The 12,107-nt window shown below is 63.4% G+C and carries 10 protein-coding genes; 6 read left to right on the top strand and 4 right to left on the bottom strand.

Annotation, left to right across the window (positions count from 1 at the left end; translation table 11 throughout):
• Positions 1–37 precede the first annotated feature (37 nt).
• Positions 38–1,852, bottom strand: coding sequence for an endo-1,4-beta-xylanase (locus KUV67_01510; GenBank protein MBY6203545.1), 1,815 nt, complete (start codon positions 1,850–1,852; stop codon positions 38–40).
• Positions 1,853–1,955: 103 nt separating this feature from the next.
• Between KUV67_01510 and KUV67_01505 the strand changes: the two genes are divergently transcribed.
• Entirely contained in the window at positions 1,956–4,367 is a 2,412-nt protein-coding gene (locus tag KUV67_01505; protein ID MBY6203544.1) for a tetratricopeptide repeat protein, read from the top strand.
• Positions 4,368–4,438: 71 nt separating this feature from the next.
• On the opposite strand, the gene KUV67_01500 is transcribed toward KUV67_01505, so the two are convergent.
• A complete protein-coding gene (locus KUV67_01500; protein MBY6203543.1) occupies positions 4,439–4,906 on the bottom strand; it encodes a tRNA (cytidine(34)-2'-O)-methyltransferase in 468 nt (155 codons plus the stop codon).
• A gap of 268 nt (positions 4,907–5,174) precedes the next feature.
• Here KUV67_01500 and KUV67_01495 point away from each other — a divergent pair, with 268 nt between their 5' ends.
• From KUV67_01495 to KUV67_01475, 5 genes are all read left to right on the top strand, one after another.
• Positions 5,175–7,319, top strand: coding sequence for an adenosylcobalamin-dependent ribonucleoside-diphosphate reductase (locus tag KUV67_01495; GenBank protein ID MBY6203542.1), 2,145 nt, complete (start codon positions 5,175–5,177; stop codon positions 7,317–7,319).
• A gap of 426 nt (positions 7,320–7,745) precedes the next feature.
• Positions 7,746–7,898: a hypothetical protein gene (locus tag KUV67_01490; GenBank protein MBY6203541.1), complete on the top strand. Its 153-nt coding sequence runs from the start codon at positions 7,746–7,748 to the stop codon at positions 7,896–7,898.
• A 261-nt stretch (positions 7,899–8,159) separates the two neighbouring features.
• Positions 8,160–8,915, top strand: a complete 756-nt coding sequence (locus tag KUV67_01485) for an NrdJb (protein MBY6203540.1) — start codon at positions 8,160–8,162, stop codon at positions 8,913–8,915.
• A gap of 15 nt (positions 8,916–8,930) precedes the next feature.
• Positions 8,931–10,118, top strand: coding sequence for a DNA cytosine methyltransferase (locus tag KUV67_01480; protein ID MBY6203539.1), 1,188 nt, complete (start codon positions 8,931–8,933; stop codon positions 10,116–10,118).
• Between the two features lie 6 nt (positions 10,119–10,124).
• Positions 10,125–11,021 (top strand): XamI family restriction endonuclease, encoded by an 897-nt coding sequence (locus tag KUV67_01475; protein ID MBY6203538.1) that lies wholly within the window; start codon positions 10,125–10,127, stop codon positions 11,019–11,021.
• Positions 11,022–11,147: 126 nt separating this feature from the next.
• On the opposite strand, the gene KUV67_01470 is transcribed toward KUV67_01475, so the two are convergent.
• Together KUV67_01470 and KUV67_01465 are read right to left on the bottom strand one after the other, a co-directional pair.
• The gene (locus KUV67_01470; GenBank protein MBY6203537.1) at positions 11,148–11,741 is read right to left on the bottom strand and encodes a hypothetical protein; all 594 of its coding nucleotides are present in this window, start codon (positions 11,739–11,741) and stop codon (positions 11,148–11,150) included.
• A 120-nt stretch (positions 11,742–11,861) separates the two neighbouring features.
• A complete protein-coding gene (locus KUV67_01465; GenBank protein ID MBY6203536.1) occupies positions 11,862–12,002 on the bottom strand; it encodes a hypothetical protein in 141 nt (46 codons plus the stop codon).
• Positions 12,003–12,107 lie beyond the last annotated feature (105 nt).

Below are 12,107 nucleotides of genomic sequence, written 5' to 3'. Positions count from 1 at the left end.
TCCTTGGGGTAGTAAACCGAAGCGCGGGCGGTGGTGGTCAGGGAAGCGACTCGAATCCGTCGGTGTGCAGCACATCGAGGTCGACGGTGATCTGCAGCGGCCCGCTGTCTGCCGGGACGCCGACGGTCAACTCCCGGGCCGGGAAGCCCGCGGCCGTGACGTCGATCCGGTACGTGCCGTGGAACACGCGCGCATCGGCCGCACCGGCGAGGTCGGTGGTCACCGTCTCGTCGCTCCACCATTCGGCCATCAGGGCCTCGAAGCGCTGGCCGGCGGCGTTGACGGTCCAATCCAGATCGATCAGGGCTGCGTCGGGGCCGCGCCAGTGGGAGCCGGCCCAGAAGCCCCACAGCACGATGCCCTCGACGGCCGGGTGGCTGTAGGCCATGCGGAAGAAGTCCTCGAGCGCGTCCGCGTGGTCGTTCTCGTCGGCCTGGACGACGTCGAACTCGGTGATCCAGACCGGCTTGCCCAGGGCGCCCAGCTTGTCGAGACGGACCTTGACGCCCCACGGGTCGACGTCGGTGAAGTGGCCCTGGGCGCCGATCGCGTCGACCGGGATGCCGGCGGCATCGAAGTCCTGGATGAAGCGCACGTAGCGATCGGTCTTGGACGAGGACGAGACCACGTTGAAGTCGTTGACGAACAGCTCGGCCGACGGGTCGAGTTCACGCGTGCGCTCGAACATCCAGCGCCGGATGTCGGGGCCGAGGCGATCCTGGTAGAAGGAGCCGGCCAGCATCTCGTTGTTGACGTCCCAGTGGCGGAAGCGCCCCGCGTAGCGGCTGACCAGGTCTTCGAGCCGGTCGTCGACCTCGGCGGCCAGCGTCGCGTCGTCGAGGCCCGGCACCCAGTTCGGCTGCCACTGCTCCGGCGCCCAGAAGATCGTGTGACCGCGGACTTCCAGGCCCTCGGACTCGGCCCATTCGAGCATCGTGTCCGCGGTGGTGTAGTCGACCTGGCCCTGGACCGGCTCCGTGGCGTACCACTTGATCGCGTTCTCGTGCACGGTCCAGTTGAAGTGCTGCGTGATGTAGTCGCGGTACTGCGGCTCGGTGTCCAGCGGCCCCGCGGCCATCACCGTGCCGATCGGAAAGCCGCGCTCGAGCTGTTCGATGTCGACCTGGGCGCTGGCGACCGGCTGGCCCTGGCCGTCGACGACGAGAATTTCCAGGTCGCGCTTGCGCAGGGACTCGATGCGTGCATCGGCCTCGGACTGCCAATCGAGCGGCAGCGGCTCGAAGCTCAGGTCGTCGACCAGCAGGTCGATGCCCGGCCCGGGGCCGTGGACGTAGAAGTCGAAGCGGGTCAGGGTGCCGGTGACTTCATGTGTATAGACCTCGTCGAGCTCGACCCAGCGGTCGTCGAAGCCGTCCGCGTCGAGAACGCGCGGAAAGGTCAATCCGTCGCCGTCTTCGCGGGCGATGGTCATGGCCAGCGGCGCGGTCGCGGCCCCTGCGATTCGTGCCCAGGCCCGCACGCGGTAGCTCCGGCCCGGCTCGAGCAGCCCGACCGGGATGGCCTGCACCGCGCCCTGCCACTCGGCCGTGCGGCCGGTGACCTCGGCGGCGTACTGGCCGGAGTGGACGACCTGGTCGGTCTGCGCGATCGATGCATCGCCCCAGGCCACCCAGGGTGCGATGCCCGCTTCGAAACCGGGATTGTCGAGCAGGTTGCTGCCGGCCAGCGCCGCGGTGCAGAGCAACCCGCCGACGAGAACGGCAAGGACCCAGCCGGCCGGCGCCCATCGATCTCGAGGGCCCGGATCGGACGCCGGCCGGACGGGAGGAGTGGCCCGGCGGAGATTGCCGGGGCGCGGTTCGTGGTGGGTCGTGACGGGCTGTGTCTTCATGGCGTACTATCCTGAAACCGCAGGCCTATCGAATCTTGACGGCAGCGTGACCGACCCCTGACGGCATGGCATTTCGACGACTTCCGGGCGGACAGAGCGGGGCATGACGGACGAGAGCACTCCCATCGACCACGACACGTCGCCCGAGCCGGCCCTGCTGCGCTCGAACGGCATCGAGGTCGATCCGGGTGCGCGCGAACTGCGCCTCGACGGCGAGCCGGTCACGATCGAACGGCGCGCCTTCGACCTGCTGGTCCACTTGATGCGCAACGCGGATCGCGTCGTGGACAAGGACGAGCTGCTGCGCGAGGTCTGGCACTCGCGCCCGGTGTCCGAATCGACGGTGGCCCAGGCGGCCAGTCGCGTTCGCAAGGCGCTCGGCGGAGAGCCGGACCAGTGGGTGGCCACGGTCTACGGCGTCGGCTACCGCTTCACCGCGCCGGTGGAAACGATCGAGACCGGCGGTCGTTCGGCGCCCCTGGCGCAGTCGGCGTCGTCATCGTCTCCGTTCTCGCCTCACCGTCGCGGCCCGAGTTGGGGTCGGCGGATCGGACTGCCGCTGCTCGCCACGGCGCTGGTCGCGCTCCTGGTCCTGTCCTGGACCCGGCTGCAGACGCCGGACGAGGAGACGCTTCGCATCGCGGTCCTGCCGGTCGACAACCGGACCGGCGATGCACGGCTCGACTGGGTGGAACTCGGCGTGCTGCCGCTGCTCGACCGTGCGCTGGAGCAGGGCGGCGTGCAACGGGTGCAGACCTCGCAGGTGCTGTCGACGCTGCGTCGCTATCCGGACGCCGAGGATCCGGCGGCGCAGGCGCGCGTGCTGAAGCTGAACACGCGGGCGGACCGCGTTCTGGTGCCGCAGCTGGAGCTGGCCGACGGCGGCTACCGCTTCTCGCTGCGCAGCGCCGACGGGACGACCGAGCGCTACGACCTCGACCTGCAGGGCGCCGACGTGGCCGTGCTGGCCGTGGCCGCCGGGACGACGCTGTCGGAATCCCTGTCGCGCTGGCAGGGTTCCGAGCGGGCGCGGCGCGGCCTGGTCACCGACGATCCGTTCGTCAACGAAGCCTTTGCCCGCGGCCTCGATGCGCGCCTGCGCGGCCGCTGGGAGGAGGCCGCGCGCTTCTTCGACACGGTGCTCGCGGCCGCGCCCGACCTCCTCGATGCGAAGTACCACCTGGCCCTGGTCACCCGCCGGCTCGGCGACTGGGACTACACGGAGCGTCTGCACCGGGAACTGACGGAAGAGGCGGAGGCGCAGGGGGATCGCGGCATGCTCGCCAGCGTGCAATCGGTGTCGGGCACCCTGGCGTGGCGGCGCGGCGACAAGGCGACGGCGGAGGCGATGTACCGAAAGTCGCTCGAAGCCTTTGCCGAACTGGGCAACGAGGACTACGTCGCGAATGCCAAGTCGAACCTCGGCATCCTGGCCGCAACGCGCGGCGAATTCTCGCAGGCCGAGGCGCTCATGGGCGAAGCCTTGGACCACTATCGTGCCGTCGGCGACCGCTTCAATGAAGCCACCGCATTGAAGAACATCGGAACGTTGCAGGTCGACCAGGGCCGTTTCGACGATGCCGAACGCACCTTGCTTGCTTCGCTGGACATCCGTCAGACGCTCGAACTGCCGCTTGAAGTCGCCATGACGCTACTCGTGATCGGTGATGTCGAGATGGCCCGTGGGCAGTGGTCGCAGGCGCTCGCCTACGAGCAGAGAGTGTTGGATACGGCGCGTGAGTACCAGAGCCCGAACCTGGAGATCCAGGCCTTGGCAAACCTCTCCTCCGTTCTTCGGCGAATCGGTCGGCTCGAGGATGCGGTTGCTCGGGCGGCCGAAGCCCATGCGCGTGCGATCGAGTTGGGCAGCCCGACCAACCAGGCATTCGCCCTGCTCCAGCAGGGGCGTGCGGAACTCGACCGCGATCGGGCAGCTCAGGCAGCCAGCCTGTTCGAACGCGCCCGGGACCTGTACCTCGACATCGACCAGGCACCCGGCGCCGAGCGGGCGCGGATTGCCCTGGTCGAGGCCCTGATCGCCGCCGATCGATTCGACGAGGCGGAGCAGCAGCTGCAGGAGGCGACGGACCGCCTGGACGGCTCCGAACTCGATCGCCTACGACCGCAGATCGCCCGGGCGCGCGCTCTGCTGGCCGAAGGCCGGGGCGACCTCCAGGGCGCTGTGAACGCGCAGCGCGAGGCCTATCGATTGACGCGTGAGGGCAACGCGCCGATCGAGACCGTGGATTCCGCTGGCCAGCTGGGTCTGCTGCTGCTCGGGGTCGATCCCGGCGCCCCGGACATCGATACTCTGGTCGCCGAACTCGAGCCGCATGCGGAGAACAGCGCCAGCGCGCTGGACTTCCTCGCCCGCCGTCTCGCTGAATCGGACCCCGCGCGCGCCGTCCAGCTGGCCGAACGTCGCCGGGAACTGGTCGGTGAGGGCTGGACGTCCGAGGACCAGGCATCGCTGGACGAGCTTCGTGCAGGTCTGGGAGGCGGCCCGGGCTCCTGACTCGCGAGCGAGGCTTGCGCACACATTTCGCCTCTGACGCCCGGGCCCTTGATCCCCTCGCCGGTCTGCGGCTAGTCCGCGCCTTCGAACCCCAGCTGTCGCCACGCCTCGTAGATCGCGACGGCAACCGAGTTGGAGAGATTCAGGCTTCGCGAGCCGGGGCGCTGCGGAATCCGCACCCGGCGATCCTCGTCGAATTCGGCCAGCACGCCTTCCGGCAGCCCCTTCGTCTCGGAGCCGAACACCAGCACGTCGTCCGCGCGATACGCCACCCGGTCGTACCGTACCGCGCCGCCGGTCTCCACGGCCAGCCATCGGCGGTGGGTGCCCAGGGCCTGCCGGCAGGCGGCGAAATCCGCGTGGACGGCGAGCCGTTCGCGCTCCACGTGGTCCAGCCCGGCCCGGCGGAGGCGGCGATCGTCGAGCGCGAATCCCAGCGGCCGGACCAGGTGCAGGCGGGCGCCGGTGTTGGCGCACAGGCGCAGGATGTTGCCGGTGTTCGGCGGGATTTCCGGGGCCACCAGAACGATCTCCGGCAGCACGGTCCGGTGGGGCGTGGCGGGGAATTCCGATGAATCAGTCACTTGGGCTTTTCCGTTCGAATCAGGCGTCGTTCCCATCGAAAATCGACGGAGAATCTTCTTGAAAGTGTGAACCGGAGCGCGTATCGTCGTAGCCCTGAAACACAACATCTTGTGTGCAAATTTTGCCCAGCGCACAAGGGTTTGTGGATAAAACGGCTCACAAGCTGTGGATAAGTCTTCGGCGCAAGGCCGGGGTAGAGAACAATTCCAAGAGGTTGCAGGCATGAGTGTATCGGCTGAAGCACTGAACGCAGCGCTCCCGGAGATCGAATTCCAGGAAGCGTCGCTGGACATCTGGGACAAGAAATATCGTCTCAAGTCCAAGTCGGGAGAAATCATCGACGAGACGATCGATGACACCTACAAGCGGGTTGCGCGGGCGCTGGCCGATGCGGAAGAGGGGACCGACGCCAAGGAGACCTGGTACCGGGAGTTCCTGTGGGCGCTGCGCCGCGGCGTGATCCCGGCCGGGCGGATCACGTCCAACGCCGGAGCCCAGGCCTACAAGCCGGCCACCTCGACCATCAACTGCACCGTGTCGGGCACGATCGGCGACTCGATGAACGACATTCTCGGCAAGGTCCACGAGGCCGGGCTGACGCTGAAGGCCGGCTGCGGCATCGGCTACGAGTTCTCGACCCTGCGGCCGAAGGGCGCCTACGTGTCCGGCGCCGGCGCCTACACTTCGGGCCCGATGTCGTTCATGGACATCTACGACAAGATGTGCTTCACCGTGAGCTCTGCCGGCGGCCGGCGCGGCGCGCAGATGGCCACTTTCGATGTCTCGCACCCGGACGTCATGGACTTCATCCGTGCCAAGCGCGAGAACGGCGTCCTGCGCCAGTTCAACTGCTCGCTGCTGATCACCGACGACTTCATCCGCGCCGTGCAGGACGAGGCCGACTGGCCGCTGGTCTTCCCGGTGCTCGAAACCGAAGCCGACGAGCTGGACCTGGACGACCCGAAGCAGGTGATCTGGCGCGAGTGGCCGATCCAGTCGGGCTACGTGTCCAACGAGGAAGGCCTGGTCGCCTGCAAGGTCTACAAGACCGTCCCGGCCAAGCGCCTGTGGAACATGATCATGTCGTCGACCTACGACTACGCCGAGCCGGGCTTCATCCTGGTCGACCGGATCAACGAGCAGAACAACAACTGGTTCGTCGAGACCATCCGCGCGACCAACCCCTGCGGCGAGCAGCCGCTGCCGCCCTACGGCGCCTGCCTGCTGGGCTCGGTCAACCTGACCCGCTTCGTCGAAAAACCCTTTACCGACGAGGCCTCGTTCAACTGGGACGAGTACCGCAAGGCGGTCAAGATCTTCACCCGCATGCTGGACAACGTGGTCGAAGTCAACGGCCTGCCGCTGGGCCAGCAGCGCCGCGAAATCGAATACAAGCGCCGCCACGGCATGGGCTTCCTGGGCCTGGGCTCGACGCTGACCATGCTGTGCAAGAAGTACGGCGACCCCGATTCCCTGGACTTTACCGAGAAGGTGGCCCGCGAGATGGCCGTGGCCGGTTGGGAGGCCGGCCTGGAGCTTGCGCAGGAGAAGGGACCGGCGCCGATCATGCTCGACGAGTTCGAGGTGACCGCCGAGATGCTGCGCAAGCGCCCCGAGATGGCGAAGGACGGCTACAAGGTCGGCGATCGCGTGCCCGGCAAGGTGCTGCACGCGCGCTACAGCCGCTACATGCAGAAGGTGGCCGAAGTGGCCCCCGAGCTGGTCGACCGCCTCGCCGAGACCGGCGCGCGCTTCACCCACCACACCTCGATCGCGCCGACCGGCACCATTTCGCTCTCGCTGGCCAACAACGCCTCGAACGGCATCGAGCCGAGCTTCGCGCACCACTACAACCGCAACGTGATCCGCGAGGGCCGCAAGTCGAAGGAAAAGGTCAGCGTCTATTCCTACGAACTGCTGGCCTACCGCACGCTGGTCAACCCGAAGGCCATGCCGTTCTCCGACGACCCGGAAGAACAGCTGCCGGACTACTTCCTGACCGCCGAGACGATCACGCCGAAGGAGCACGTCTCGATCCAGGCCGCGGCGCAGAAGTGGGTGGACTCGAGCATCTCCAAGACCGCCAACGTGCCGACCGACTATCCCTACGAGGACTTCAAGGACATCTACCTGTTCGCGTGGGAGCAGGGCCTGAAGGGCTGCACCACCTTCCGCTTCAACCCGGAAGCCTTCCAGGGCGTGCTCGTCACGGAGAAGGACCTGGAGAACACCACCTACGTGTTCGAGCTGGAGGGCGGCGAGCAGATCGAGCTGAAGGGCAACGAAGAGGTCGAGTACGACGGCGAGATGCATACGGCGGCCAACCTGTTTGATGCGCTCAAGGAAGGCTACTACGGCAAGTTTTAACTGCGTGGCGTCGCCAGGCGCCCGCATGCGGCGTTTTGCTTCGCCACCGGCATCCTCACGCACTTCAGTGCGCTCCGGTGTCCGATGACTTGCAAAGCCTTGCCTGCGAACGCCTGACTGTGCCACGCAGCCAAAACTGGGTCCCGATGGGGAAAGATAAAAACGACGCTGAGCAGGACCGTTCAGAGCAAGGTCCCGGTGCGAGTATTTTTCTGTCATCCCGGCCTTGAGCCGGGACCCAGCGACTTTGAACTGAAGGGTTGAACAGAAAAAAGGAACGCAGAGCAGGATCGTGTGCAACGTGAGCCCGGGAAAGGTTTATCTGTCGTCCCGGGCTTGACCCGGGATCCAGTGTCTTTGATTTGAGAGCAGGAGCAAGAGCAGGATCGTGTGCAACGTGAGCCCGGAACCGGGCGGGAGCGGTGGTTGAGCGATCGAGCGAAGTCCCGGCAGAAGCGGATCAAGCGGAGCCGGGCGGACAAGTGCAAGGAGTGGGGCCCCTCGGGGCGTGGCATCGGCGGACTTCGGATCATCGAGGTCGACCGCGAACGCAAGCCGGAAGAACAGACCCGGCACTAGGAGACTGGATCCAACGTCCCGGACTCGGTCCGGGATCCAGACAAAAGGCCTGTCGTCCCGGACTTGATCCGGGATCCAGTGACCTTCTTGCCGGTTTCCACTGAAGCCAGCAAGCACCCCCGGAACGCCGCGCGCCTCCGGGAGCAGCAGAGTCGCCGTCGGGAACGCTACGGATTCCCGCCGGCACGAAACGAATTCAACGAGGCGCACCAGGCGCCGAATCAGCGGAACGGGCAGAGACCCGGGGTAGGAGAACGCAGAATGACGGTCAAGATCAGCAAGAAGATCGTGGGGTACCAGGTCAAGGACAAGAGCAAGGCCGAAGAGGCCCCGCCCGCCGAGGCGGTCAAGGAGGACGGTGGTCGCGCCGGTCGCGGCAAGTCCGCTGACATCATCCGGATGCACGAGAAGCTCGAGCGCCCGGAAGGCATGGAGTGCCTCGAAGGCGCCACCTACAAGATCCGGACCCCGCTCGACGACCACGCGATGTACGTCACGATCAACGACATCGTGCTCAACGCCGGCACCGAGCACGAGCAGCGCCGGCCCTTCGAGATCTTCATCAACTCCAAGAACATGGACCACTTCCAGTGGATCGTGGCCCTGACCCGCGTCATGTCCGCCGTGTTCCGGAAGGGCGGTGACGTCACCTTCCTGTGCGAGGAGCTCCAGGCCGTGTTCGACCCCAAGGGCGGCTACTTCAAGCCCGGCGGCCGCTTCGTCCCCTCCATCGTCGCCGACATCGGCGCCGTGGTCGAAGTCCACCTCAAGCGCATCGGCCTGCTCGAGCCGGACGAGCTGTCCGAGCAGCAGCAGCTGATGCTGAAGGAAAAGCGCGCCGAACTCGAAGCGCGCGAAAGCGGCGGCGCAGTCGTCGACGCCTCGGCACCCGCAACCGCCGACGGCGAAGACTACCCGGCCTCCGCGACGCTGTGCCACAAGTGCAATACGAAGGCGCTGGTGCTGCTGGATGGGTGTCAAACCTGCTTGGCCTGCGGCTATTCGAAATGTGGATGAACTGGCAGCGTTCTGGTGGCTGAAGTGTTCAAAGCAGTATCTTTGTTTTCTGGTGCAGGTGGACTTGACATTGGTCTTGAGCAGGCAGGCTTTGAGTTGATTCGAGCCTCCGATTTTGATGGGTCGTGTGTCGAGACGCTGCGAGCTAATCAACTTGCTGGCATACGAATCAACGCGAAGCGAAAACGCCGGTATTTGGAAGGCGCAACGATTGGTCACGAAGATATTTCGGGCCTATCGTTAAAAGAAGAGCTTGGCGAGTCTCCTGATATTCTTGTTGGAGGGCCTCCCTGCCAACCATTTAGCTCCGCGGGTGCTCAGCGGTCTGTTGCTGACTCTAGGGGACGCTTGTTTGAAGACTTTGTGAGAATCGCTGACGAGATTAAGCCTCGTAGGATACTGTTCGAAAACGTCCGCGGACTGGTCACTGCCCGGGGGCCCGGTGGAATCCCAGGGGAGGCCCTTAATTTGGTGCGCTTGTCGTTTGAGCGTATAGGATACCGCACAAATTTTTCGGTGCTTAACGCGGCCGACTTTGGCGTACCTCAGAGAAGAGTTCGCCTTTTCATGCTTGCTTCTCTTGAAGAGCCACCTCCTGAGTTTCCCACGCCTTCGCACTCTAAGGACGAACGTGATGGTCTTCCGCCGTGGGTCACGATGGCGGCTGCACTCCAAGACATCATGGAGCCCGAGAACGAAATGCTAGTCCAACCTAGCGCCTCACTATTTAAGCAGCTTTCAGAGCTTAAACCCGGAACTGGACTTAAGAGTAGAGGGGTCAAAGAGCCGACACGGCCTGGGGGGCATTGGGGCTACAAGCAGGGCGCATTTGTGGCAGATCAAAATCTGCCGGCCCGAACTGTGACTGCGTCTTCGTCGCAAGATTGGATCTGGGATACTCGAAATCGATTGCGTCGAATTACCGTAGCAGAGGCCGCTGCATTACAGGGTTTTCCGAGTGAATGGGTTTTTACAGGTAGTAGAGCTGCACGGTATAGACAAATTGGCAATGCCGTCCCACCTCCGTTGGGGAAAGTGCTGGGGCGAGCTTTGATCGACTCACTGAGTGGAGCCCACGAAGGCGAAAACGTGTCAAAGCCATTTCCCGATTATATGACCGCAGCGGTCAGATATACGGAGAAAGAAGACAAGAGGAATGGTTCAGTAAGGGTTCGATCCCCCTACTACGCAGCTGGTAGGTGATTCTTCATGGTTGAAGAGGCAGCGAAATATTGTGAAGAAGCTAAAGCAATCTACATAGACTCGCAGATCAATGACTCTGCAGTAGACAGTTGGTATTCCGCCAAGCGCGCTGAGCGGCGACAAATTAGCGAAGCTCTACGTTTGTCCAATGGGCTTCTGAGTATTCCTCTTGCACTTGAAACAGATGGCCGGACGATGAGAGTGTTCCGTCATCTTTGTGCCCCTCCGATAAGCCAGGATCAGTTCCTCTTACTGTGTCCAACATGGAGCAAGGCAAGTGAAAAATCTGGTGTTGGACTTCAGCCTGATGTCGCGAAGGCTGCGGAATCAGTATTAATTCGAATTCTAGATAAGAGCCTCTGCCCGTGGGTGGAGCCGGGAATTGATCCCTCTTGGTCACAATTGAAGCGATTACAAGAAGTGGTTTGTGCATTGATGGCTAGTCAGTCAGTTGCTACCGAAAGGAGGAAGGCGTTGGCAAGTGAGCAGGAGCAGCTTGTTATTGAGGCGCTTATGGAGCTTGGTTGGTCTCAAATCCCCAGTAAGAAAATTGAGTCAAGAGGCGACGTGGATGCGAAAAAGTTCATGCACAAGACAAGATTTGCAACCAAAACCAGGCCCAAAGAAGTGGATGTTGCATGTGGGCTTGGAAACACTAAGATGCTCGCGCTTGAATGCAAAGTCACAAACGATGCTACCAATTCAGTCAAACGAATAAATGATGTGCTAACAAAGGCAACTTCTTGGAGAGAGCACTGGGGAAGTTTTGTTGTTACCGGCGCATTTTTGCAAGGTGTGATATCTGAGAAGGACGTTGAGAGGCTCGTCGAGGCGGACGTAGTGGTTTTTTGGTCACATCGCCTCCAAGAGTTTCGCGATTGGGTCGGCGAGAACTGCGAGTAAGATTCGCGTCTACTCTGCTGAACTTGACAAACGCCTATTCAATAGGCGCGGAGAGATGTGGGTAGGTCATGGTTCTTGCGCGAGAATCAATTCGCCTCTTTATTTGCTTTCGACTCGATCCTGACCCTAGCATCTGAGTTCTCGGAAGTCATCCGCTAGATCTCCGAGCCGATTGCGCATTCGTTTGATCTGGCGGTCGTCGGCAAGCTCGTAGACGTCGATCAGTGTGTCCAACATGTTGGCCCGGTTGTGGGGCGTGGCGCGTTGGGCGGGGCCGGACTCCCGTCGCGAGTCGAGCTGTGCGAGTTCGAACAGAACCTTCATCCGCCGTTCGAATTCCGCGGTATCGTTGCGCACGGCCAGGGCTTGAATGAACCGCTGGTGGCGGAGTTCGCGCCATTCTCGCTCGAATGCCGAATCGGGTTGGCGTGCTTGGGCCCATTGTCCGAGGCGTGCGCGTTGGTCGGCGTCAAGACGGCCCAGTAGTCTGCGGAGGCTCTGTTCCATGTCATCCATCATCGCTGCTTGCCGTTCTTCGGGGCTAAGCGCTTCGCTGTCCTTCTCGAGTTCTTCGTTTCGTTCCCGAATGTTATCGATGAGGTTTTCGACCTGCTGGTCGTCGAGGCTCGCCAGGAATTCGATGATCGTGGGCTGTGCGCGGTCCAGCAGGCGTGGGCCGAATTCGCCGATCTCCCGGCCGTAGCCGTCCAGGGCGTCCACGGTGATGTGGCCGGTTGCAACGTCCTGGTCGATGCGTTCGATCAGTGCAATGTAGTCCGGCAGCTCGTTCTCGCAGTGACAGGCCAGCTTGCGTTCGATGGCGCTCCGGGCCTGCAGCTCCTATTCTGCGCTGAGGTCGACTTGAGAATTCACCCAGCGAATGGCCAGCCAATCGAGGTTGTTGTAGGTGATGCGCACACCGCAGCCGGTCAACAGCGCGGCGAGGCAGGCGAGGACGAACGCGCGAATGCATGCATTCATGGGGAAAGAATACCTGCCGGAAATGGCTCCTTGACGAAGCCAATGCCCCGCTGGATACTCGCGACCAGTCCGCGCCCGACTCGCCCAGATTAACGAGAGTCCCAC

Source organism: Halomonas denitrificans (assembly GCA_019800895.1).
Classification (GTDB): Bacteria; Pseudomonadota; Gammaproteobacteria; order Xanthomonadales; family Wenzhouxiangellaceae.
The sequence above is the reverse complement of the archived record's forward strand: the minus strand, read 5'-3'. Positions and strand labels throughout refer to the sequence as shown.